Raw genomic sequence first — 22,816 nt, 5'->3', positions numbered from 1 at the left:
GGAGACGGTGCCCGACGACTGCCCCGTCCGGCCCATGATGCAGTGGTACCCGAACGCGCTGCGCAATGCCGGTGTCATCCACGCCCGTTACCGCCAGGCCTACGTCGCGAGCATCGACGGCATCGACCTACACGCGTTACACACCACCGTCGAGCGCGTCGCGGTCCCGCTGATCAACACCTTCTGCGAGAGCGGCGAGGCGGATCTGGTGTCGCAGTACGCGTTTCCGCTCGTCTTCGAGGTGCTCAACCGGATGGTCGGCTGCTCGGCCGAGTTGGGCCAGCGGGTCGCGACCGGCATGGCGGCGCTGTTCGACACGGTCAACGCGGCCTGGGGCATGCAGACCCTCAGCGAGGCGCTCATGGAGCTGATCGCCATGCGCCGCGCCGAACCCGGCGACGACGTCACCTCGCGGCTGGCCCACCACCCGGCCGGGCTCGACGACACCGAGATGCTCTACAACCTGATCAGCTTCTACGGCGCGGGCATCGAGCCGCAGCAGAACCTGATCACCAACACGCTGCTGCTGATGCTCACCGACAACCGTTTCGGCGGTGACATTCTCGGCGGCAGCCTGTCCACCCGCGACGCCCTCGACGAGGTCCTGTTCAACGACCCGCCGATGGCCAACTTCTCCATCAGCTACCCGCGGCAACCGATCCTGATCGACAACACCTGGCTGCCCGCCCATCAGCCGGTCGTCATCAGCCTGTCCGGGTGCAACAACGATCCGGCGATCGCGGGCGGCGACCGCACCGGCAACCGCTCGCATCTGGCGTGGAGCGCCGGGCCGCACGCCTGCCCCGCGCGGTCGGTGGCCTACCTCGTGGTGCAGGACGCGATCGATCAGCTGCTCGACGCCCTCCCCGAGATGCGGCTGGCCGTGCCGAAGGACGAGATCACGTGGCGGCCAGGGCCGTTCCACCGGGCGATGGCCGCGCTGCCGGTCGTCTTCCCCCCGTCCCCTCCGTTGAATATCGGATAAAGGAGTGCACGATGGAGCATGAACCGATCGTCCTCGACCTCACGGGCGCCGACATCCAGGGCGAGTCGGCGCGCATCCGGGGCCGAGGACCCGTTGCTCTGGTGCAATTACCCGGCGGCGTGCCCGCCTGGTCGGTGACCGATCAGGCGGTGCTGCGGAGCCTGCTCGCCGACGCGCGGGTATCCAAGGACCCGCGCCAGCACTGGGCCGCCTACATCAACGGCGACATCACCGAGGAGTGGCCGCTGCAGCCCTGGGTGGCCGCGGACAATATGTTCACCGCCTACGGCGCCGAGCATCGTCGGCTGCGAAAGCTGGTGTCCCCGGCCTTCACCCACCGCCGCACCACCGCGCTGCGCCCCCGCATCGAGGCGCTCGTCGCGGCGCTGCTGGACGAGCTGGCCGCGACCCCGCCGGGCGAATCCGTCGATCTGCGCGCCCGCTACGCCTACCCGGTGCCGATCCAGGTGATCAGCGAATTGATGGGCGTGCCCGAGCATTTGGGCGCCGACATCCACCGCTGCGTGGACGGCTTCTTCGACGGCTCGTTCACCGCCGAGCAGTCGCAGGCCAACTACCTCGAAATGTACGGGCTCATCAGTCAATTGGTGGCCTACCGGCGCGAGCGGCCCGGCGACGACATCACCACCGTGCTGATCGCCACCCGCGCCGAGGACGACGGCTCCCAGCTGACCGAGAAGGAGCTCGTCGACACCCTCATGCTGGTCATCAACGCGGGCCACGAGACCACGGTGAACCTGCTCGACCAGGCGATCTTCGCGCTGCTCACCCATCCCGAGCAGCGCGCCGAACTGGTCGAGGGCCGCGTCGACTGGGCGGACCTGGTGGAGGAGACGCTGCGCTACCAGGCCCCGGTGGCGCACCTGCCGCTGCGCTACGCCGTCGACGACATCGAGGTCGACGGCGTGCGCATCCCCAAGGGCGACGCCATCCTCGCCTCCTACGCCGCCGCCAGCCGCGACCCGAAGATCCACGGCGACACCACGAACGAGTTCGACGTGCACCGCCCCACCCGCGACCAACACCTCGCCTTCGGCCACGGCGCCCACCACTGCATAGGCGCCCCCCTGGCCCGCCTGGAGGCCTCCATCGCCCTCCCCGCCCTGTTCACCCGCTTCCCCCACCTCCACCTGGCCACCAACCCATCCGACCTCCCCCCGGTCGGAAGCTTCATCTCCAACGGCCACGCCCACCTACCGGTGTATCTGACTGCGGCACAGTAGAACCGCCCCTCCCATCATCCCGACACGCCTCCCCAATAGTCCCGGTATGCCTCACCAATGATCCCGGCACGCCTCCCCAATAATCCCGGCACGCCTCCCCGATGATCCCGGCACGCCTCCCCAATGATCCCGGTATGCCTCACCAATGATCCCGGCACGCTTTTGGCCGGGATCCCGGCACCACCCTCGTCATCCCGGCACGCTTCACCCTCGTCATCCCGGCATGCTCCACCCTCGTCGTCCCGGCACCACCCTCGTCATCCCGGCATGCTCCACCCTCGTCATCCCGGCATGCTTTTGGCCGGGATCACTGCCCCAGGTCGCGCGCATGCTCCCAAGACAGCCGCGTCGGATCGGCCACCGGATTGTCGGCAATGGTAAAAGTCCCAGATTGCTTGGGCACGTTCGGATCTCGCGGGTTGATCAACTGCTGCGTGAAAGTCCCCGCAGCACTGTCGAATTCGAGCGTATGCAACACACTGATCCCCTCCCAATCCGACGACGGCAGCGAAATGAAACTCACCGTATAACGCGGATCGCCGAAACCCCCTTGGGCAACATAGGTTCCGTAGTGATGCTCCCCTTCCGACAGGATCGCGTACATCCCATTGTCGTAGTAGAGCATCACCGCGTCCGGAAACGGCTTCTTGTCGTACAGCACCGAATACCGGAACCGCTGCATCTTGGTCGGCTTGCCGAACATCACCGTCACCGCGCGCGGCGCCGTCCGCGTCCTGGCCTTGGAGTGCCCGACCATGGTGGCGCCCACCGCGACGACGGCGACCGTCAGCCCGCACGCCAGCACGGCGAGGGTGGACCTGCGCAGCAGGGCCCTGCGGTCACGACGGGCCGGAGGGTTCGAGCTCATGCACCACACTCCACTCTCGCCACGGACGGCGGTTCGACGACCCCTTCCACTATCTATGTACCTACCTAGTAGATAGGAGTCAAACGCTACGCCGCGCCGACACCCGGAAGTCGGCCTGGCGCAGCAATTCCTCCGCGTCGTCGACCGGCGGGTAGATCCACACCTCGTTGACCGCGAGCTTGCGCCGCTTGGCGATCTCCCCCACCGTATTCAGCGTGCGCTCGAAGCCCCGGGTGGTCACGGCCCCAGCCGAGCCGAGGTCCAGGCAGGTGACGTACGGGTCCGGGCGGAACGCGGCGAGCGGCACCCCGAGCAGATCGGCGACGGCATTGTGCCCGGCGAACTTGCCCATCGGCATGGCGTGCTGGCAGCTCTGCGTCACCGGGTTACCCGCCTCGGCCGTGGCCGCGCCGGTGTCACCGGCGGCGTACACGCCCGGAGCATCCGGCACCCGCAGGAATTCGTCGACCGCGAGACGCCCGAGGCCGTCGCGCCGGTCCGAGACGTGCGCCGCGAGGTCACTGGCCCGCACACCCGCCGTCCACACCACCGTGCGGGCGGTGAGCCGCGAGCCGTCGGACAGCTCCACGCCCGCCTCGTCCACCGCCGTCGCCGACACACCCAGCCGCTGCGTCACGCCCAGCGCGGTGAGAGCGTCGGCGATAACGGCACGCGCGTCCGGGGCGTACCCCGAGCCGATCGTCTCCCCCCGATCCACCAGCACCACCCGCACGGACTCGGCGCGCCCGTGCGGCGCGGCGATGGCACGCAGGCGGTCGACGAGTTCGGTGGCGATCTCCAGCCCCGTGAAGCCCGCCCCGATCACGACCGCCGTGAACCGCCCCGGCTCCGGCGCGCCCGGCAACCGGTGCAGGTGGGCCTCGAGGGCGGCGGCCGCGCCCACGGTGTCGACGTCGTGCACCAGATCGGCACCCGGGAAGGACGGCCGGATCACCCGGCTCCCGGTCGCCAGCACCAGCCGGTCGTAACGCAGGACGCCGACACCGCCCGCCGCGTCCACCGTGCGCGCGGTGCGGGCCGCCGGATCGATGTCGGTCACGGTGGCCGCCACGACCTCGACCCCGATCGGCCCGAGAATCCCCTTCAGCGGCAGCCGCTTGCTCTCCGGATCCGACTCGTACAGCCGGGGTCTGATCACCAGATCGTCGCCGTCGGAGACGAGCGTCACCGAGAGCTCACCGTCCGCGATACCGGCGAGCCTGGCCGTCCGCACGGCCGCCGCGGCGCTCCACACACCCGCGAATCCACCACCGGCAACAAGGATCTCATACATGATCGCAACCTCCCTAACAGGGATACTTTCTATCCCTTTTTCTAATATGGTTGTCCGCCAAACGATGACGGCACGCTTTCGTCAGCCGTTCTGCGCGAAGTGCTTTCGCGCCCGAGCCGCGGTCTCGGCGGGCGCCACCCGCACCAGATCGGCAATGGTCTGCGCCGCCAGCTCACGCCGCCAAGCCATTTCGGCCCGCCGCATCGCCACCGCCACCCCACACGGCCGCGTGAACTTCGACACACTCCCCGCCCCGCCAACCCCCTGCTGCCGAATCTCGGTGCACCGGAACGGCTCCGCCCCACCCTCGACCGCCACCACCACATCCATCACCGTGATCCGCTCCGCCGCCCGAGCCAACCCGAACCCACCCCCCACCCCCGCCGTCGACTCCAGAATCCCCGCCCGCACCAACCCCTGCAGCCGCTTCTTCAAATACTCCTGCGGCACCCCGAACCACCCCGCCAACCACCCGATAGACACCGGCCGATCCCCCTCCAGCCAAGCCAGAGCCACACAACAGTGCAAAGCCCACTCAACCCCCACACCCATCTTCATAACCGGGATACTACATATCCCCATTCACCTTGTGAACCCTCCCCCAACCCCCCATACCGTGCCGATTTGGAACAACCAGGGGGTCCTGGGGTAATCTCATCCAGCACCCGCAAGAGCGGGAGCCACGGGCTGTGGCGCAGCTTGGTAGCGCACTTGACTGGGGGTCAAGGGGTCGCAGGTTCGAATCCTGTCAGCCCGACACGGAAAAACCCTCTCTGACCTCGGTCGGAGAGGGTTCTTTGCATTTCACACCACCCGTAGAGCGGGACCAGAACGGGACCGCAGGTGCTTCGACAGCTTGTCACCCGCCCCGGTGACCTCCTGCAGATCGGGATGAAGGTACTTCTCCGTCGTGCGGCTATCGGCGTGCCCGGCGATCTTCTGCAGCACATGCAGCGGCACGCCAGCGTCGGCCATCCACGTCAGCCCGGTATGTCGAAGATCGTGCCGCCGCAAGTAGTCGTAGCCGAGTTTGCCGACCACCTCATCCCAGTGCGTGGCATCCCGCAGCACGCCGGTAGCGATCCGGCCGCCGCGCGGACCACGAAACAGCCGGGCATCTGGCTTGTCTCGCCCTGCCGCATCCATCCGCGCCGACACCAGCGTGCGCACCTCTTCGATCAGCGGGACCACCCGCGCGCGATTCCCCTTGGTGCCCTTGTCATCCAGTCCGCCCGGTGACGGCGTGGTCTGTCGGCGCACCGTCCACGTCCACGTCTTCGTGTCGATGTCACGCACCCGACAGCCGGAGACTTCCCCGATACGGGCCGCGGTGCACGCGCCGAAGACCACCACGTCACCCCAACCCTGATAGTGATCGGCCGACCGTTCCACCAGCGCGTTCGCCAGCGTCGTCAATGCAGCCCAGTCCGGGAGCGCCAGCGACCGCGGATCGTCGAGTTCGTCTTCGATCTGCTGATACAGCTTCTGCCAGCCCCGAATGTGTGCCGGATTGTCCGACCGCAGCCCATCCCGCTTGGCCTGTTCCATCACCCGGACCAGCATCGCGAGACTGTTCTTCACCGTCGATTTGCTGGCACCGGAGTTGATCCATCCGACCACGGCGCGGTCCACGGCACCGTTCGTGATCATGGACACCGGAAGGTGACCGAGAGCCGGAACGATCCGCTTGCGCCACCCCGCCTTGTACGGATCGCCCGTCTTCTTCTCCAAACCACGCAGCGCGAGTTCGAGATTCGTATCGCCGTACTCCGTCAGCCGCATGGTTGCCGTTCTCGGGTCGATACCCTGAGCTGCTTTCCGCTTCAGGTAGTCGATCCATTCGTCGGCCTCCTCCCGCGTCGCGAACGGCTGCACAATTGCCGAACGCTTCTTGGTGCCCGGCACCATCCAACGCGCCCGAGCCTTGAACGGCCGTTTCCCGTAATCCGCTCGCTCTTCGATATCGAACGAGATACGCACTCCCACAGGGAGATTCACCGGGTCAGCCATCATGCTGCCGCAGCCGGGTCAGTCCGATGCGCTCGGAGGAACGCCTCGATGTCCGCCCCGCTGTACATCACCACGCGGGGGGACACCCGGACATACGCCGGGCCATACGGCGGATCGGCAGTACGCCACCGCCTCAGACTGGATGCATCGACACCGAGCACCTTCGCAGCCTGTCTCGTCGTGAACCATTCGCCATGAACCAGGTTGGTGTCCATTCTCCACCCCTCACGCCGCTGTCGATATTGCCGAACTATCTGATTTGCCAGGTGGTTCGGCGGCCATCCGTGCTCTCAGGTATTCCGCGCGCCATGCGGATCGGCGTGAGATCGCGCCGAGGATCAGGTGTTCGCGGACGGGTCGCTGTGTGTCACCGGGTTCGACCGGCGTGACCTTCAGATGCGAGGTATCCGGCTTCACGATGCCGACCGCGGCCAGCATCTGCCGAACGAACTCCACTCGGTCGGCCCGGTGGTCCGGAAGGGTCTTGCCGGACCAACGTCGCGACACCAGCACGCGACGGCCGGGCAGGCCGAGGGTGTCTCGGCGGTGGGCCTTGCCCTTGCACCGGCCGGGAACGGTCTTGTCGCTGGCACCGTGCGGAACGATGCCGTACTCGAGCCAGACCGGGCAGCGCGGGGAGCACGGCACATGTTGAAGCGCGGCATGCAACCGGTCGTAATGCTCGGCGGCCCGCTCCGAGCGCGGTTCGACGATTTCGCCGATGGACTTCACCAGGTACTTGGTGACGTAGCCGATGGTCTTGCCCGCCTTCTCCGCGATCACACCCTGAATATGCTTGCGGTCCATCTGCTCTCCGAAGCGGACCACGTGCGCGGGTTGACGCTGCGGGGCATCCAGGGCGGTATCCCAGTCGGTGAGCGGTTCGCCGGTCACGGGGTCGACGAAGGTGGTTTTGCGGTGGTCCCACACCGGTTGATGCTCACCGCCGTAGATGCGGTTCTCCGGATCGAAGTAGGGCCACCACACCTGGTGATAGGTGGCCGCGGTCACCTGGCGCAGGATCTCCCGGGAGATGGCACCTCGGATCAGGATATGCAAGTGCGGGGCACCGCGACGCTGAGGCTCCACCGTGGCGAAGTACTGCACGTCCCAACCGACCGCGCGGCGCAGGTTCTGAATCCAGCGGTCCACCAGCTTGGCGAAGAACACGATATCCCGTGCCTGCGTGGTGTAGTCGTAGCCGCCGGGGTTGACCGGCGACCCGTCCGAGCACGGCTTGCCCTTGTCGTCTTTCGCGCCGTCTTGGTTGATCCGCCCGTACGACGGCATGGTGAGAGTGACGAACATGCTCGGCCGGTACAGCTCCGCGAACACCTTGCCCAGCGTGCGACGCTCCACCTTCTTCCGCGGCAGATTCGGGGCGTCCTGCCGCCTGCGAGTCGAACGCCGACGGCGGTCCTTGGCCACCGCATCCACGGCCGGGAGACGACCACGCAGGCCGGTTTCCCGCAGCTGCTGATCGAGCCACTGGATCTCTTCCCGCAGCCCGCCCGTCAGGCCCTCGTCACCGTCCTGTGTGGCCTGCCGGTACTCGGTGACCAGATCGGCTCGGGCAGTGAGCAATTCGGTTTGCCACTCGGTCGGCTCCACCGCGTAGGGCACGGGCTCGGTCGCGATGTGCCAGCCCTCCCGGCATTGCGCGATCCGCAGCAGCCGATGGGCTTTCGCGCAGGCCGGGCACACCGATTCGATGGTGGACTTGCACGGTGCGCCCTCGTAGGTGACCGTGCCTGTCTTCGGGTCTTCCACCCGCATCGGAATCGGTCGCTGGCAGACATCGAACTTCTCTGCCGCGGCGTGCGCGACATCCATGAGGTTCGGTTGGGCACGGCGTTCCGCGGCGGTCTGCCGGGCCGGGGTGGTGTCGTTGATCTCGGTCATCAGGCAGCGTCCTTCCGGTAGCCGTCGAGGCGGGGCAGAGTGATGGTGTCGGCGAGCGAATCGGCCCGGCGCAGGACCAGTTCCACGAGACCGGGGCCGACGATGGTGGCACGGCATTCGTGCGCGCCGAAGGTGTGAGCGATCCGGTCGACACGGCTTTCGTAGTCGGCGGGGCACTGGCCCTCCAGCATCCGCACCCGCACCCGATCCAGCGCGGTACCAATCTGTGCGGTCACCAGCCGCGGCACCAGCGTCGAATCCTCACGGACGACCGTGAGCTTGCAGGAGCCCAGATACTTCGCCCAGCAACGGCGGTAGCGCCACCAGGTGAGGAACCGGGCGCGTGCCCGCGAGGTGATCCACCGCTCGAAGGTCTGCGGACTCCGCAGTCGCCACAGCACCATCCCCGCGATGAACACCCCGACCACCACGACGCCCAGCACCCACGACACCCACACGCCGACAGCCACCGCCACCCCGAGCGGGATCGAGACCATCGGGAACAACAGCGCCCACCACGCCGCCACGAACCCGGCGCGGATGATCTGCCACACCAGCTCCATCACCGCGGCGGCGATCATGTCTGTCGGGTCGTGAGAACTGTTGGCGTGCTGGGTGTTTCGGTTCTGGTTCATCGTTTCGGCCTTTCAGGGGTGAACAGGGGGAGTTGTCCGTCGCAGTCCCACCGGCCGACATCGGGCAGCTTGCGGTGGCGGTCCTTGGCCTTGCGCACCTGGGCCGCGGCTTTCGCGACGATCGGATTGACTTGCGGTTGAGTGGTTTTCGTGTCCGGAGGCTTTTTCTTGCTGGTCACGCCGCCCACTCCTCTCCGTCGTCGAGAGCGTCGTCGAGGTTGGTGTTCCAGCCGGGCGCGTGACCGGTCTCGGCCCACAGCTGCACGGCCGCGGTCACTGGGTCCAGTCCGGCGCGGTTGTAGTGGCAGCGCCGACGAGCGCGAACGTCGACGACAGCGTCGATCGCTTCGTCTTCCAGCCGCTGTGCCAGCCGAGAGCGGAGCGGGTGAATATCGTTGTCGTACATGGTCATTCCTCGATTTCTGTGTCGGAGATGCCGCACCGGGAACAGGTGCGGGGACGGTTCTTGTCGGCCAGCGGCCAGCGCCGGGATTCGGGGAAGGTGTGGCCGTGTTGTTGGCATTCGGCGGTGGCGGTGCAGCCGTCGCACAGAACGCGGTCCCCGTCGTAGACCCAGCCACCCGGCGTGGTACGGGCGGTGATGTAGGCGACGGCCTGATTGGTGGAACCGAAGCACGCTGCCTGGCAGCCGTTCTCGCTGAACAGGTCCCCGCAGCCGTCGCAGCGGATCACCGTGTGCGCTTCGATCACGAACCCGGTCCTCATGCCGCCACCTGCCCGGGGTTCTCGTCGCCGAGGTCATCGGGATCGAAGTCGCTGTAGTCGGCCTGCGGGGCGAAGTCGGGCTGTTCGGGGGCGTAGGCGTCGACGATGGCGTCGATGTCCTCGTTGGACACCCAGAACGCCCGCACCCGAACGAACTCGCTGGTGCCGTCCTCCCCGACGTAGCCGACACCCGGTGTGGTGTCCGGGATCTCGTCGCAGCGGGCACCCCGATCGCGGGCACCCTGGCCGTGCACCATCGCTACCTGGGTCGGTTCGTCCAGGCGCAGGCCGATACGGACCGGGAACAGTTGCCGGTTGGGCATGGTCTCTTTCGACGGGTCCTGCAACGCGGCGATCACCGAGACTCCGACCGCGCGGCCCTGCGACAACAGCAGGCCTGTCAACCGGCGGAACTCCTCCTGTTGCTCACGGGTCGCATACGACGACAGTGCCGCGGCCTCGTCGATGATGATCAGGATCAGCGGTTCGTCGACGGTCGGAATATGCTTGCGCACACCGGCTTCCATCAACCGGGCCGCACGCTCCTGCATCACAGTGACCGCCTCGGTGAGCATGCCGATAATGCGGTCGCCCTCGTATTCGAAACGGACCCACAGGCGACGGCCGCGCCCGAATTCCATGCCGCCCTTGGGATCTGCCAACCAGATATCGACGATCCCGGCTTTGATGGCGGGGCCGATCCCGGCGATGATCGACCACAGCACCGAGCCCTTCCCCGAACCCATCGCCCCGGCAAGCAGGATGTGGGCGTAGAGCACCTTCAGCAGCCACACGAACCCGTCTTCGCGGACGCCGACCGGAACCGCCTCCAGGTCCACACCATTGGGGACCACCGTCGGCACCGTTGCCGAGGCAGCGAGCGTGTCGTACACGCGCACCTGAAGACGGACCCAGCCCGGCTCAGGCGAGGTCACCGTCACCCGAGCCACCCCCAAGTAATGGGCGAGCTTGTCGCGGGTCTCGTCGTTGCTCCAGTCCTTGAACGACTGCCCGCCCACCATCTGGAACTCGACGACCAGGCCCTGCCGGTCGTAGTCGTAGCTCTCCAGGACCGGGAACCCGGTTTCCACCGAGCCGAGGCCGACCGCCCGCAGCATCAGCGCGGTATGCATCGGGTCGCACAGCACCAGCACCGCGGGCCGCAACTGGGCCGGAGCTGCCGCGACGATCTCTTCCAGGGTCTGCTCACGGGCAGCGCGGGGACGACCGGGCCACGGGATCAGCCAAGCGAGGAAGGCCAGGCCGCCGACGAGGCCGACCAGCCAGGGAATGAACACGATCATTGTCAGTGACTCCTTGTCAGGACACCGCGAACGGCAGGGCCTGTTGCTGTGCCGGACGCGGAGGATGGATGGGACGCACCCGAGGCCGAACCGGCTGCACGAGTGCGGGATTGGGAGAGGCAACCGGCTCGGGCGTGACCGGTCGCGACGAGCTTGAAGTGATCGAAACCGGTTGTGCCGCAGTGGGTTCCGAGGCGGGAGTCGCTTCCGGAGTTGGTTCGACAACCGGTATCGACTCGGTGCGAGCTGTGCGGAACAGCATCACCAGGCCATGCGTGTCCACCAGCAGGCCGACCGGGGCGATAGCCGCGACCAGCGCGCACAGCGGGCCGGGCAGATCATGACCGGCGGCGACAGCGTGCAGGCTATTGCCCGCCACCGAGACCACCGCGCCCGCGATCAGGACCCAGGTGAACCAGCGGCGGGCCTTGGCGGTGTTCGCCAGGACCAGCACGCCCGCGGTGGCCTGAAGGATGGTGCCGTCCACGATCAGCGGGAACAGCCACGCATCCGAGGCCGGGATATGTGCCAGCACCGCCAGGTCCCGCAGCGTGGCGAACGACAGCCGGAACGCGGCAGCGCCGACGCCCACGATCACCAGGACCGCGAACACCCGCGCTGCCAGCATCCAGCGCTCACGAATGAGCATCACGCACCGCGCCGATCCACGGCCACCGAGCGCGACAGCACGCCCAGCAGAACCGACAGCACCGCCAGGGTTGCTACGCCAGGCCAGCCATAGGCGCGGTACGCCGAGGCATAGCAGGTCCCCGCCCATGTGACCATGACTGCGATCAAAGCCAGCAGCCGGAACGGATGAGCGATCGACGTATTCGCCATCACGCCACCGCCTTCACCTGCACGGCTGCATCGGCCACGTAATCGGCGTACTCATGTTCGGCCAGCACGTTCGGCAGCGCATCCGCCAGGGCGCGAGCGTCCTCGATGGTCAGCATCACCGTGACGGCACCCAACCGGACGTAGATGTAGGCCGGGACACGCGACTCGTACCGGTCGTCCGGGCCGTAGCGGTTCACCTTCTCTGGCCAGTACTCGGCCGACTCGAATGTGAAATGCGTTGTGGCAGTGAGGAAGGACGACATCACGCAGCCGCCTTCCCGGTGGAGGGACGCGACGCACCCGGATCGGCCGGAGGCTGCTTGGCACCGGAGTTGTCTCCCTTGATCCCGGTCGCCCGGTACTGGTAGCCCAGGTACTTGTACTCGCCCTGGCCCATCACCTTCGGCTCCGCGGTCAGGCCCTCCAGCTCGATCCACCACAGCCCGGTGCCCGGTGCGACCTCCTCACCGGCCGGGATCGGCTGGTGCTGCGCAACGAAGATGATCTCGAACGATGCCCGCTTGCCCTTGCCGTCGCTGGCCTCGTGCGGATCTGTTACCGTCGCCTTCCACAGCGGCAGCATCGACCCCTCACCCGTCTTCGGGTCGAAGTCGATCAGCTGCTCCTGCAACGCATTCCGGTCCGGGTTGTACTTGATTGCCGGAGTGATCGCCGTCATCAGCATCAACCGCTGCGGGAACGCCTTGCCGTGCTCGATCGGGAATTGAAACCCCTTCGGAATCGCCATGTTGTGAACTCCTTCGAGTTGTTGAAGCGTTCAGATCACTCCATCTGATCGCCTCATTGGATCTGTCCTACCGGGCAGTTATTCGCCAGTTCGAGATGTGGATCACATCTGAACTACCTCTAAGCTATCAGTTGAACGCTTCTGATCGCTAGAGGTGACGGGGATCTCTTCCTGACAAATTTCCAGCTACCACCAGGAATGAATCAGCTGGCATCAGCGTTGGATGCGGCAACTGATACATTCAGTGCAGCGAACAGCTACGAGCAGCAGCGATCAGAAAGGCGAACAGATAGATGTCAGATGGAGAGACGAGCGAAGTACGCCATCGGCAGATAGCTCGACAACTTCGGAACGACATCGAAGCTGGTCGACTACAGCCGGGCCAGCGCCTCCCGTCGACACGCGAACTTGCAGCACAGTTCGATGTCTCGGTCGGCGCGATCAACGACGCGATGGAGATCCTCACCAAAGATGGACTGATCTACAGTCGCCCTCGTTCAGGTCGGATCGTCGCGGACACCGTCACGTCGCCCACCCAACCCCCGGAACGTCGGCGGCCCCGAGCGGTGATCGTCGGAGGCTATGCGGGCTCCGGCAAGACCGAGTTCGGCCGCATCCTTGCACGCGAAACCGGCTGGGGGATGGTCGACAAGGACACCATCACTCGCTCGGTTGTAGACGCTGCGCTGGTCACATTGGGTTCGTCAATGCAGGATCGTGACAGCGATCTGTATCTCAACACGATCCGGCCTGCGGAATACGAGTGCGTCGAGGCTGCAATGCTCGAGAACATCGAATGCGGTGTGAGCGTAATCTGCACCGCCCCGTATCTTCGTGAATTCAAGCAGCGCTCATGGTTTGAACGCACCCAAGCCGCGCTCCGCGGTCTCGGTGCCGACATGTCGGTGATCTGGATCGAGTGCGTTCCAGCCTCGATGCAGTCGTATATCAAGCGTCGAGGCGCTATCCGAGACACTTGGAAGCTCGGACATTGGGATGAGTACCTCGCGCGCGATGTGGAGCCGACGTTCCGTCCGCCATGGCCGCACACTGTCGTGATCAATAACCGCGACAGTGAGCCCCTCCAGTCCCAAGCGAAGGCGTTCCTTCGCTCGCTGTCCGAGTGATCAGCGATGGACGCAGCTGTAATCCTCTACGGCCCACCGGCATCCGGAAAAGACACGATCACCGATGCGATGATCGCTGCGAATCCCGCCTTCCAGCTGTTCCGTCGCTTGAAGGTCGGCACCGGTAGGACCGCCACGTACCGAATGACTACCTTCGATCATGTTGCCGCGCTGGAGAATTCAGGCGATGTCATTTGGTCGAACAGCCGATATGACGCCACATATGCCGTCGACCGGCCCGAACTCAATCGGATGGTCAATGCCGACCAGATTCCGGTGTTGCATCTCGGGCAGGTCGAGGCCATCGAGGCTGTTTTAGCCGCGATGCCGCACCTTCGGTGGACGACAGTCGAACTCTGGTGTCCGCGCGATATCGCCGAGCAGCGAATTCGCGCACGCACAACCGGCGACACCGATGCACGGCTAGCCGCCTGGGATGCAACAGTAGCCATCCCCCAGGGTATGGCCGATCTCCGCATTGATACGTCAGCGCATTCGCCAGCCGAATCCGCTCAACAGATCCTGCACGTTGTGGAGTCCTCATGTCATTCGACGTAGTCGTCCCAGCCCTTACCCTCCGAAAAACCGATGGCACAGTCGATTTCGATGCGACACGGCGCTACGCCGTGAGGGCGGCAAACACCTGGGTAGATCTGTTCATCCTCTCCGGGTCAACCACGCAGGGTCATCTACTCGAATCGCACCAACGTGCCGCCATTCTCGAACTCTGGCTTGAAGTCGCCGATCCTTCGAGACTCTTGGCATGTTGCTGGGAGTCAAGGGATTTCGCGCACGCCGTCGACCGCTCGCTTACCCCGATGGCCGTCCTCCGGCGCAACGGCCGTCGCGAAGCCCTAGCGTTTCTCCGGGATCTCCCTGAAGGCTCGACCATCTACAGCCACCCGATGTTCGGCGGCACAGTATTCGATCACGCCCTTGCCCGTGACGCCCGTGATCACGACGCGCTGCCCGCTGGGGGCAAGCTCGCGAAGGTCACCGGCGTGGACGTTGCCAGCATCCGCGCCGTCACCGGCGACGCCTTTCGGCTGTGGGATGGTTCATCACGACGCATCACTGCATCCTTGGCAGCCGGAGCCGCTGGCGTCGTAGCTACTCCACTCAGCCCGTTTCCGCCCGCCTTTCCAACCAAGGATGCAGTGAGCGTGCAAGCCGCCGTGGACCCAGTTCAGGAGGCCCTTGACGCCCTGTCATCCCGTAGGGCACGGACAGACGAGCTGCTTCGCCGGGCGAGCACCCACGGCGTATAGTTGGGGCCGTCACGCAAGTGATGCTGGCGATGGGACGCCGTGCAGCCGACGCCCCATCTGGTGGGTTTACCTAGCCCGCAACCAGCGGACCAGGATTACGAGCGCCCCGGCGATCACGGCAGTAGCCAGCAAGCAGATGCCGTAGTCGACCGGGGCCTCACTCTTTGCCCGGCGATGTTTCGCCATTCCCCACCACCTCCTTCCTGGGCGCGGTGTGTGGACCAAGTCCACCGCCCCTCGGCCGGAGGTGCCCATCACCTTACGCCAGGTCACCGACCGGAATCGTTGAACCACAACTGGTTCCGCCGCGGAGCTGGCACGCTCGAACCGTGGTCGTCTTAGTCGGCGCGCTCTTGCCTGGCTTCCGCCGTACCTCACGACTGATTCGGACCATTGCCGAATTCAGCCATACAGGATCAAGAGCGCCGCTGCGCGGCGGCGCATGCGCGCCGCCGCCGCGCGGCGACACGCAACCGCGGCTGAAGGAGCGTCGCCGCGGCGCGTCGGCACGTCGGCACCGCGCACGCGCCACACTCGCAGGAAACGCCTGATACTGATCGGCTCACCTTCTGCAACGACCGAGCAGTGCTGGGCACGAAGTGGAGCCGTACCCGACTTGCCTCCCGCAGCCGATCCCGAATCGGCCGGGCACTCTGCCCGGTCCACCGGCTGTGGTCACCGCACACCACGTCGTTCTCGTCGAATCGCTGCGTCCGGGTGCCGATAGCGGGGTTGGGACACAACCTGTTTCGACCGCACGGAGAGCGGGGGAGCGGTCACCAGCTCCTTCCCGGTGACGAACGATCTGCCGAAGGCATACCACCCACTTGGGGCACTCCAAAGGGCGCATTCGCGTCACTCCGTGATGGGCATTCGCCCACCCTTTTCCGCACCCCAACTGGGTGGTCTGGGCAAGCCCAGATCGATCGTCACCGGGAAGGAGCCCACCATGACCGCCACTACCCCCACCATCCAGTGCTCGACTCCGAACTGCCCCAACCCCGCTATCGGCACCCTCCCCGTCCACATCCCCAGCGACGAGAACGACGTGGTGTGCGGTGAATGCCTCGCGGCCTACTGGGCCTGCATCGAGTCCGACCGCGACGACTACAGCTAACCGCCAGGGGGCTCCGGCCCCCTCCCTCTCCGGGCCACCGGCAACGATGCCGGACGAGTCGCCACCGATGCCGACTCCAGGCCCGGACACCGGACAGCCCGCTATCCGGTGCGGCCCAACTCCTTCCCGGACCGCACCGGATAGCGAGGCACCCAATGACTTTCGCCGCATGGTTCTCGTGCTCGTGGTTTCCCCGCCTTCCTCATGGCCCGATTGTCTCGCTCCAGCCGGACGCATCAAGGACCACCTTCGGTGTCCGCTACGCGGTGCCTATCGGCATCCTTGACCCGCCCGCCTTCCGCTGAGGGATGGCCAGTATGAGGAAGGTGGGGAGGAGTAGGACACGGGACAGGCGAGCGACCTATCCGCAGGTCAGAGCGGGACCAGAACGGGACCACACGATACGAGCGCACTTGAACAACCCGCAGGTCAACCCCTGTGGACGCACTTCCGAAATAGCTTGCTGACCTGCATGTTTAGCCCCCTGACCGTACTGGGGGTCAAGGGGTCGCAGGTTCGAATCCTGTCAGCCCGACACAGAGAAACACCCTCCGACCTCGGTCGGAGGGTGTTTGCTGTTACTCGACCACTCGGAGCCTTGGGACCGCTTTGGGACCAGACCCGGACGAATCGGTCGCCTTCGGCGCTTGACCGGTCAGGTGCCGCGACAGCAGCACACCATCGTTCTGCAGGGAATCGATGTCGGGATGCAGGTACCGCTGCGTGATCCTCGGATCGGTGTGCCCCGCGATCTGCTGGAGACGGTGCAACGGCACCCCGGCGTCGGCGAACCAGGTCAACCCGGTGTGCCGCAGGTCATGACGCCGCAGGTGCTCATACCCCAGATCGGTGACCACGTCGTCCCAATGCGTCGCGCGCCGAAGACCTTTCGTGTCGATTCGACCACCCCGCGGCCCGACGAACAGGCGAGCATTCCGGAGTGCGCCCTCGCGCGCGCCCGCGTCCGCGGTCGCGAGGGCCGGGTCCAACGCCACACGAGTACGCGCCAGAGCGATTCTCCGCAGCACCAGCGGGCGAAGTTCCTCGATGATCGGGATCCGACGGAGCCGCTTGCCCTTCGTGCCCTTGTCCTTCAATCCTCCCGGTCCCGGAGTGGTCTGCCGACGCAGCTGCCAGATCCATTGATCGACGTCGATGTCCTGCACGCGGCACCCGGATGCTTCACCGATCCGGACCGCCGTGCAGGCCATGAAGATAACGACCTCACCCCACACACGTTCGTGGTCCCACGAAGCGGCCACCAACGCATCGGCCAGCCCGGTCAGGGAATCCCAGTCCGGCAGCGCGAGAGAACGCGGGTCATCGAGTTCGTCTTCATACCTGTCGTACTGCTTCTGCCACCCGCTGACCTCGACTCGATTGCGATCGATCAGTTCATCGCGAACGGCTTGCTCCATAATCCGGCCGAGCGCCGCCAAGGTGTTCTTGATCGTCGACCGACTGCAACCCTGTGCAATCCACTGAGCCACGGCGCGGTCGGCCACCCCCGCAGTGATCATGGTGACCGGGAGATGCCCGATCGTCGGCACAATACGGCGCCGCCAACCGGCCCGATAGGGATCGAGCGTCTTCAGCTCTATCCCGCGCATGGCGAGATCCCAGTTCGCGGTGCCGTAGTCCTTCAGCGTCGCGGTCGCAGTCTTCGGGTCGACACCCCGGGCAGCTGCCTGATGGATCTTGTCGATCCACTCCTCGGCTTCCTCACGCGTAGCGAAGGTCTGGGACTTCGAGCCGCGCTTCTTCGTCACCGGATCGGACCAGCGCACCCGGGCCCGGCAGGACGGGCCTTTCCCCCGCACCTCGATATCGCCGCGAATCGTGGCGCCGATCGGAATCACATGAATCTCACCATCAACCATCAAGCGACCGCCGGATCGATCCGCTTGCCCTTCAGGTAAGCGATAACGTCGCCGCCGTTGTATCGGATCACCCTGCCCGAGATCTGCACGAACGGCGGGCCCTGTGGCGGCCGAGCGGTTCGCCAGCGCCGCAGGCTCGACGGATCGACCTTCAGGATGACGGCGACCTCCTCCGTTGTGTACCAGCCTGTTTCAACGACCTCGTCTCGGTTCGGCCTAGACTGCTCTGCGTTGGCCCATTCAACTCCATTCATTCTGGTACTCCTCCCGTACTGATGTGCTCGCGCGCGGCGGTAATGGTCCGCGTGACCGCAGAAGCGCTTAGCTCGACGTGCTCAGCGATGCGTGCATGCGGCCAGTTCTGCTCGAACCGCAGCCGCAGGATGGTGGCGACCTTATCGGGGTCGCGGCGCCCGGCAGGATCAGCGCTGCATATCACCTCAGCGAGTCCGGCCCACCGATCCTGCGCACCAACCACGCCATTGACGCACTGCGGTGTTGCTTCAATCTGATGGATCTGGCGCGCAGCGGTCAATTCGGCTGCGGCCGAAAGCGTCTCGGTCCGCACCTCGCGCACCGAGACGGCGCGTACCGGATCCGAGCTACGCACCGGATTCGGGTCGTTACGCACCGACGGTGCACTACCAGCGCGCAGGTCGGTGTCGTAGTGTTCTCGAATAATCATGTGCGCCAGGGCGGCACCCATACCGAGGACCGCGACCGGCAGGCAGGCCACGAGCACAGTCACACCCCACGGCGCTGCGGTAACGCCAGCGGCGCGCATGAGGTGGTAAGCAACCTGCCCGGTGGCACCGAGGATCAGGCTGCCGATCGCGGAATACTTGGCGTAGCTGCGGGTTCGGCCGGATCGGATGCGCCCCGACAACCAGACGTACAGCGCGTAGGAGGCGTAGGTCTCCATCCCGATCGGCAGCGTGATCGCGGTGTTGAGCGTGAACCGATCGAAAATTCCCGGCAGCGGACACACCGGCCCGAACCCGGTCAGCTGCCCAAGCCCAACCCAGCCGGACCAGATCGCGACGAACGCCGGAAGCGCCAACAGCAGGACGGGCCACGCCCGCGGCACCCTCCGCACCGGCTGCGCACTGTCCAGTGCGTTGCGGTGCGCAGCGTCGTTGCTGCGCACCGTCTGCGCACCTGCGGTGTCGGCACGGTCCGCCTTGCGCAGTTGCCCGGGTAGATAGAGAACCCCGGCACCCGTCTCGACAGGTTCGAAATGATCAGGCATCGGCAAAGAGTTGGTCATTGCAATCTCCCCGTTGCGCCCGCACACGCCGCGCATATCACCTGTCCCCCACCGCCTTCGCCGGAATCGCCGACAGTCCAGCCGCTCGCGTTGAGCCGTTCCGTGATGTCGGTATCGCAGTCGTTGCCGCCCAGACAGCATGCCTCGCGGCGGCAGTCCGGGTCGTTGCAGTGCCACCATCGGCCGCACCGCGTGCAGCAAGCGAGGAGATGATCCACGACGACGAATCCCCTTCTCATTCTTCGGCATTCCTTCGGTCGTCGCCGGTCTGTTGTTCCGCTGGGGAGAGTTCCTGTGCCGGTGGAGTTTTGCTTCCGTCGGCGACGTGACGGGGACGTGCTTCGAGGTAGGCGCTGACGCCGATGCCGTTGCGTTGCGGGAAGATTCGCCAGTCGGTGACGATGTCGAGTACCGGGTCGAGCGCGGTGATCATGGCTTTGACGTTCTGGCGTTCTCCGATGAGGCGGAACTTGACGGTGTCGGTCATTGCGGCCTCCCTTCGCGCCAGCCGTCTTCGGGGGTGTTGAGACGGACGTTGGCGCCGATGTTGTGGGTGAAATGGAGGATCAGGGTTTGGAGGTCGTCGTCGTTGAGGTAACTGAGGAACTCTTCGAGTGCGGCCTGACCGCCGATTCTGTAGGTGGCGACGGCGGCGTTGATCAGGTGCAGGATTCGGTCGGGACCGCTCATCGGCACACCTCCTGGCCGTCGGGCGGTTCGTAGACGGCGCTGTAGAGCTTGGGGGCGGAGAAGTTGGGGGCCGGGGGTTCTCCGAGGCCGTCGTAGCGGATGCGGCCTGTGCCGCCGATCGCGACCTGTTCCACACCAGCATCGAGGCAGGCACCGATCAAAGCGTCGGCGACGCCGGTGCGTACCCACAGCTTCCGCAAGCCCGGCCCGTACGGTTTGGTGCTGCCGTCGGTCTGGATGATCAGAATGGGGATGGTGCGCTCGTTGCCGTCGGCGTCGAGTTTCGGTGCCTTGGTGTGGTATTCGAGGTCGGGTTCTTCCTCGATGGCGACGATGTAGAAGGTGATCTCGGTACCGGGCTCGGTGTTGCGGCCGAATGCGGCGCGGGCGCGCGGGCTGAATGCCTGCCGCAGAGTGCCATCGGTGGCCTTGCGCGAGGGCTTGGTCTTGGTGGTTGTGTTGGTCATGGCGGTGGCCTTCCTCGTCGTCGGGGTGGTGGTCGATGACTGCGGCTCGCTCGCGGGCCGGGCCCGGGTGGGGCGCGGCGGGTGGGCAGGCTCGGTGAGGGGTAGGCCGTGTTCGCGGGCGAGTTCATCAGCTTTCGCGTAGAACAGCGCGGCTTCGGGGGTACCGGCAACGCTGGCGGCGTGGGCCCGAAGCTTGTCGACCTTGGCGCGAGCTTGGTCGGGGGTCACCGATCCAGGCCCCCGATCTGCGGCAGCACTGGGCGGGTGATGACCGGCACCGGGAGGGTTGGCGGCGTGGCCGATCCCGCATCCGGCTTACGATGATCAGGCGCCGGGGTGTGGTCGATCTGGTCGGCGGGCACCGCGCGGTCCTGCTCGAGGTGGGCGAGTTGGTCGTTGAGGTCGCCGATGCGCCGGTCACGTTCGCGGAGTTGCTGTTTCAGCTGACAGACCTGATTGTCCAGGTCGGCGATGAGGTAGTCCCGAGTCTCGACCATGCCCAGCAGCAGCTCGACCCCGGCGACGTCGGCGATGTCGTGGTCGAGGTCTTTGCGGGTCTGATCCCAGTGCATGTACAGGGTGGCCCGGTCCGCGCCCTGCCACTGCCGGGCTTCGTCGGCAGAGGCGGTGAGGGCGTCGAGGGCCTGCCGACGCTCGGCGTCGGTGGCGGGCACATGGGTGACCATGCCGGTCAGCAGGCCCCGGACGCGGTCGTGATAGTCGGCACGGCCGTAATCGCGGGCCTCGACCGCTTTCCCGCTGAGGTCGAGGTCGGCATCGATGGCCTGGCTGATCGCATCCAAGCGCCGCGATCGGTCGATGGTGTCAGCGATCGTCGCCGGAGTGGTGCGGTGGGTGATGCGCCACCGCCCGCTGGGGTCGGTCATCGGTCGAGTCCGTTCACGACGGGCCGGGTGATGATCGGTCCGGCGAAGATCGGCTGCGCCAGCTTCGGCCCGCCCGGCATCCTCGGCGCGGCGGCGGCGGTGCCGGGTGTGGGCTGGCGGGTGAGGTCGTTGTCGGCGAATTTCCTTACCAGATCGGTGTTTTCGACGCGGAGCCGGTCGTTCTCGGCGCGGGCGGCGCGCAACTCGGTGCGCAGCTGCTCCAGTTCGGCCAGTGGGGTCTTGTCGTGCTCGATCTGCCAGGAGACCACCTCGTCAATGACCATGCCGCGCGGCCCGGTCGCCTGATAGATCGGTGCTTTATCGCCGGGGCGGCGCATCTCGACAACCAGATCGGCCTGATCGGGCCAGCCTTTGGCGTCGTCGGCCAGCTGATCCAAAGCCCAGGTGTAGCCGTCGGTGAGGGAGGTGACCTCGGTGCGGTCGGCGAGTTCGGGATGCTTGCTCAGGAACTCGGCGGTGGCGACGGTCACCTGGTACCCGCGGTCGTCGACCTGCTGCGGCCGGGCCGGACCGGAACCATCGCCGACCGGGTTCTGGTCGATGTGGCGGTCGGCTCGGTCCTGTTCGGCGGGCCCGGTGCCGGGGGCAGGCTGGTCGCGATGGACGTGATCGATGTGGGATAGCGCGGTATTGATCAGGGCGGCCTGTTCGGGGCCGAGCTTGCGGGCGTCGGCGAGGATGCGGTCGCGCATGCGGGCGTTGGCGTGGTCGAACGGTTTCATCGTTTCCGGGTTGTCGCCGCGGTATTGGTCGCGGTACCGCAGCACCTCGGCGTAGAGATCGATACGCGCGGTCAGCTCGCTCAACGACACCTCCGGCTCAGCCGGTGGCGACGTGGGAGCGGTTGCGCGGGTCGGCATTTCGACCGGAACCAGGTCGATAGGCTGGTTCTCCCAGTCCCGTGCCAGTGCTTCGGAACGGTCTAGGGTCTGGATCGCTTGTGCGGCGCGTTCGTGGTGTAGCTGCTGCCACTGTCGCAGGCGCCGCTGCTCGGCGGGACCGGCCAGTCCGGCGCGCAGCCGGGTGAATCCGTCGTGCAGCCGCGCCTTGAGCGCCTCCAGACCGCGGGGCTTGCCGAACACAGCCTTGACCGGGATGTGCGGGTGAGTGTGGGCGATAGCGAGCGCGCGGTCGGCTCGCCCGCGTTCGATGGCGGTGAGATGGCCGGTGGTGTAGATGCTGCCACGCAACTGCTCGTGCCGGACAGCCAGCTGCCGTTGCCGCTCGAACCAGGTGGCCTGAGTGTCCCACGAGCGGATCTCACGGTCGCGCAACAGATTCGACCGGTACTCGATCACCTGCCGCTCGATGCGAGCCCGCTCCTGAGCATGAGCGAACTCCCGCTCCTGGTTATCGGCTTTGATCAGATGGTTGATCTCGCGCCGCACGCTGCGCGGCACCCGGCGAGCGGTCGGGTTGGCCGCCCGCCACGTGCTGATGACGTGATGGACCCGATGCCCCAGGGAGCTGAGTGCATGGGTGATCTGATCGACTTCGGATGTGGTGTCGGACATAATGATTCACTCCTCACTGATT

General features: G+C 66.1%; 29 protein-coding genes and 1 tRNA gene. 7 read left to right on the top strand and 23 right to left on the bottom strand.

Going from position 1 to position 22,816, the window contains the following annotated elements:
* The coding region (locus HPY32_RS11360) for a cytochrome P450 family protein (protein WP_171982790.1) at positions 1 to 985 on the top strand (985 nt) is incomplete at its 5' end.
* Between the two features lie 11 nt (positions 986 to 996).
* Complete coding sequence (locus HPY32_RS11355) at positions 997 to 2,229, top strand: cytochrome P450 family protein (RefSeq protein ID WP_171982789.1); 1,233 nt, start codon at positions 997 to 999, stop codon at positions 2,227 to 2,229.
* Between the two features lie 307 nt (positions 2,230 to 2,536).
* Here the strand turns inward: HPY32_RS11355 and HPY32_RS11350 are convergent, their stop codons facing one another.
* The 3 genes from HPY32_RS11350 to HPY32_RS11340 all read right to left on the bottom strand — a co-directional run bounded on the left by HPY32_RS11350 (position 2,537) and on the right by HPY32_RS11340 (position 4,943).
* Positions 2,537 to 3,097, bottom strand: coding sequence for a hypothetical protein (locus HPY32_RS11350; RefSeq protein ID WP_216675908.1), 561 nt, complete (start codon positions 3,095 to 3,097; stop codon positions 2,537 to 2,539).
* Positions 3,098 to 3,176: 79 nt separating this feature from the next.
* Positions 3,177 to 4,391, bottom strand: coding sequence for an NAD(P)/FAD-dependent oxidoreductase (locus tag HPY32_RS11345; protein WP_082871542.1), 1,215 nt, complete (start codon positions 4,389 to 4,391; stop codon positions 3,177 to 3,179).
* 81 nt (positions 4,392 to 4,472) lie between these two features.
* Positions 4,473 to 4,943 (bottom strand): RrF2 family transcriptional regulator, encoded by a 471-nt coding sequence (locus HPY32_RS11340; protein ID WP_309247517.1) that lies wholly within the window; start codon positions 4,941 to 4,943, stop codon positions 4,473 to 4,475.
* A 131-nt stretch (positions 4,944 to 5,074) separates the two neighbouring features.
* Between HPY32_RS11340 and HPY32_RS11335 the strand changes: the two genes are divergently transcribed.
* Positions 5,075 to 5,148: transfer RNA gene (locus tag HPY32_RS11335), tRNA-Pro, on the top strand.
* A 47-nt stretch (positions 5,149 to 5,195) separates the two neighbouring features.
* Here HPY32_RS11335 and HPY32_RS11330 read toward each other — a convergent pair.
* The 12 genes from HPY32_RS11330 to HPY32_RS11275 all read right to left on the bottom strand — a co-directional run bounded on the left by HPY32_RS11330 (position 5,196) and on the right by HPY32_RS11275 (position 12,556).
* On the bottom strand, positions 5,196 to 6,299 hold the full coding sequence (locus tag HPY32_RS11330; protein ID WP_231951720.1) for a site-specific integrase: 1,104 nt from the start codon (positions 6,297 to 6,299) through the stop codon (positions 5,196 to 5,198).
* A 101-nt stretch (positions 6,300 to 6,400) separates the two neighbouring features.
* Positions 6,401 to 6,616 carry a helix-turn-helix domain-containing protein gene (locus HPY32_RS46530; protein WP_067590314.1) on the bottom strand — a complete coding sequence of 72 codons (216 nt, stop codon included), beginning with the start codon at positions 6,614 to 6,616 and terminating at the stop codon, positions 6,401 to 6,403.
* Positions 6,617 to 6,626: 10 nt separating this feature from the next.
* Entirely contained in the window at positions 6,627 to 8,303 is a 1,677-nt protein-coding gene (locus HPY32_RS11320) for a replication initiator (protein ID WP_067590317.1), read from the bottom strand.
* Positions 8,303 to 8,938 (bottom strand): hypothetical protein, encoded by a 636-nt coding sequence (locus HPY32_RS11315; RefSeq protein ID WP_067590320.1) that lies wholly within the window; start codon positions 8,936 to 8,938, stop codon positions 8,303 to 8,305. Before HPY32_RS11315 ends, HPY32_RS11320 begins: the two co-directional genes overlap by 1 nt.
* Positions 8,935 to 9,117 (bottom strand): hypothetical protein, encoded by a 183-nt coding sequence (locus HPY32_RS11310; protein WP_156674545.1) that lies wholly within the window; start codon positions 9,115 to 9,117, stop codon positions 8,935 to 8,937. The genes HPY32_RS11315 and HPY32_RS11310 overlap by 4 nt, the downstream gene beginning before the upstream one ends.
* Positions 9,114 to 9,344 carry a hypothetical protein gene (locus HPY32_RS11305; RefSeq protein ID WP_156674546.1) on the bottom strand — a complete coding sequence of 77 codons (231 nt, stop codon included), beginning with the start codon at positions 9,342 to 9,344 and terminating at the stop codon, positions 9,114 to 9,116. The genes HPY32_RS11310 and HPY32_RS11305 overlap by 4 nt, the downstream gene beginning before the upstream one ends.
* Before the next feature lie 2 nt (positions 9,345 to 9,346).
* Positions 9,347 to 9,664 (bottom strand): hypothetical protein, encoded by a 318-nt coding sequence (locus HPY32_RS11300; RefSeq protein ID WP_067590329.1) that lies wholly within the window; start codon positions 9,662 to 9,664, stop codon positions 9,347 to 9,349.
* On the bottom strand, positions 9,661 to 10,968 hold the full coding sequence (locus tag HPY32_RS11295; protein WP_067590332.1) for an FtsK/SpoIIIE domain-containing protein: 1,308 nt from the start codon (positions 10,966 to 10,968) through the stop codon (positions 9,661 to 9,663). The genes HPY32_RS11300 and HPY32_RS11295 overlap by 4 nt, the downstream gene beginning before the upstream one ends.
* 16 nt (positions 10,969 to 10,984) lie before the next feature.
* Positions 10,985 to 11,617 (bottom strand): DUF2637 domain-containing protein, encoded by a 633-nt coding sequence (locus HPY32_RS11290; protein ID WP_067590335.1) that lies wholly within the window; start codon positions 11,615 to 11,617, stop codon positions 10,985 to 10,987.
* On the bottom strand, positions 11,617 to 11,808 hold the full coding sequence (locus HPY32_RS11285; RefSeq protein ID WP_067590338.1) for a hypothetical protein: 192 nt from the start codon (positions 11,806 to 11,808) through the stop codon (positions 11,617 to 11,619). Before HPY32_RS11285 ends, HPY32_RS11290 begins: the two co-directional genes overlap by 1 nt.
* Complete coding sequence (locus HPY32_RS11280; protein WP_067590342.1) at positions 11,808 to 12,074, bottom strand: hypothetical protein; 267 nt, start codon at positions 12,072 to 12,074, stop codon at positions 11,808 to 11,810. The genes HPY32_RS11285 and HPY32_RS11280 overlap by 1 nt, the downstream gene beginning before the upstream one ends.
* Positions 12,071 to 12,556 carry a hypothetical protein gene (locus HPY32_RS11275; RefSeq protein WP_067590346.1) on the bottom strand — a complete coding sequence of 162 codons (486 nt, stop codon included), beginning with the start codon at positions 12,554 to 12,556 and terminating at the stop codon, positions 12,071 to 12,073. Before HPY32_RS11275 ends, HPY32_RS11280 begins: the two co-directional genes overlap by 4 nt.
* A gap of 293 nt (positions 12,557 to 12,849) precedes the next feature.
* Here HPY32_RS11275 and HPY32_RS11270 point away from each other — a divergent pair, with 293 nt between their 5' ends.
* The 4 genes from HPY32_RS11270 (at position 12,850) to HPY32_RS11255 (ending at position 16,068) form a co-directional block, all read left to right on the top strand.
* Entirely contained in the window at positions 12,850 to 13,683 is an 834-nt protein-coding gene (locus tag HPY32_RS11270) for a P-loop nucleotide/nucleoside kinase family protein (protein ID WP_067590349.1), read from the top strand.
* A gap of 6 nt (positions 13,684 to 13,689) precedes the next feature.
* Entirely contained in the window at positions 13,690 to 14,241 is a 552-nt protein-coding gene (locus tag HPY32_RS11265; protein WP_067590352.1) for a phosphotransferase-like protein, read from the top strand.
* Positions 14,226 to 14,951 (top strand): beta/alpha barrel domain-containing protein, encoded by a 726-nt coding sequence (locus tag HPY32_RS11260; RefSeq protein WP_156674547.1) that lies wholly within the window; start codon positions 14,226 to 14,228, stop codon positions 14,949 to 14,951. Before HPY32_RS11265 ends, HPY32_RS11260 begins: the two co-directional genes overlap by 16 nt.
* A 949-nt stretch (positions 14,952 to 15,900) precedes the next feature.
* On the top strand, positions 15,901 to 16,068 hold the full coding sequence (locus tag HPY32_RS11255) for a hypothetical protein (RefSeq protein ID WP_156674548.1): 168 nt from the start codon (positions 15,901 to 15,903) through the stop codon (positions 16,066 to 16,068).
* 578 nt (positions 16,069 to 16,646) lie between these two features.
* Here the strand turns inward: HPY32_RS11255 and HPY32_RS11250 are convergent.
* The 8 genes from HPY32_RS11250 to HPY32_RS11215 form a co-directional block, all read right to left on the bottom strand.
* Positions 16,647 to 17,948, bottom strand: coding sequence for a site-specific integrase (locus HPY32_RS11250; RefSeq protein WP_067590355.1), 1,302 nt, complete (start codon positions 17,946 to 17,948; stop codon positions 16,647 to 16,649).
* Entirely contained in the window at positions 17,948 to 18,202 is a 255-nt protein-coding gene (locus HPY32_RS11245) for a helix-turn-helix domain-containing protein (protein ID WP_082871543.1), read from the bottom strand. The genes HPY32_RS11250 and HPY32_RS11245 overlap by 1 nt, the downstream gene beginning before the upstream one ends.
* Positions 18,199 to 19,215 (bottom strand): sigma-70 region 4 domain-containing protein, encoded by a 1,017-nt coding sequence (locus HPY32_RS43850; protein ID WP_197696546.1) that lies wholly within the window; start codon positions 19,213 to 19,215, stop codon positions 18,199 to 18,201. The genes HPY32_RS11245 and HPY32_RS43850 overlap by 4 nt, the downstream gene beginning before the upstream one ends.
* Positions 19,216 to 19,450: 235 nt before the next feature.
* The gene (locus tag HPY32_RS11235) at positions 19,451 to 19,702 is read right to left on the bottom strand and encodes a hypothetical protein (RefSeq protein ID WP_067590358.1); all 252 of its coding nucleotides are present in this window, start codon (positions 19,700 to 19,702) and stop codon (positions 19,451 to 19,453) included.
* Positions 19,699 to 19,905 (bottom strand): hypothetical protein, encoded by a 207-nt coding sequence (locus tag HPY32_RS11230; RefSeq protein ID WP_067590361.1) that lies wholly within the window; start codon positions 19,903 to 19,905, stop codon positions 19,699 to 19,701. The genes HPY32_RS11235 and HPY32_RS11230 overlap by 4 nt, the downstream gene beginning before the upstream one ends.
* A complete protein-coding gene (locus HPY32_RS11225; protein ID WP_067590364.1) occupies positions 19,902 to 20,600 on the bottom strand; it encodes a DUF2786 domain-containing protein in 699 nt (232 codons plus the stop codon). Before HPY32_RS11225 ends, HPY32_RS11230 begins: the two co-directional genes overlap by 4 nt.
* Positions 20,597 to 21,259, bottom strand: coding sequence for a hypothetical protein (locus HPY32_RS11220; protein ID WP_067590367.1), 663 nt, complete (start codon positions 21,257 to 21,259; stop codon positions 20,597 to 20,599). Before HPY32_RS11220 ends, HPY32_RS11225 begins: the two co-directional genes overlap by 4 nt.
* Entirely contained in the window at positions 21,256 to 22,794 is a 1,539-nt protein-coding gene (locus tag HPY32_RS11215) for a hypothetical protein (RefSeq protein ID WP_067590370.1), read from the bottom strand. The genes HPY32_RS11220 and HPY32_RS11215 overlap by 4 nt, the downstream gene beginning before the upstream one ends.
* Positions 22,795 to 22,816 lie beyond the last annotated feature (22 nt).

Origin of the sequence: Nocardia terpenica (genome assembly GCF_013186535.1) — a bacterium.
Classification (GTDB): domain Bacteria; phylum Actinomycetota; class Actinomycetes; order Mycobacteriales; family Mycobacteriaceae; genus Nocardia; species Nocardia terpenica.
Note: the sequence above shows the minus strand (reverse complement) of the source record. Positions and strands in the feature narration are given on the sequence as shown.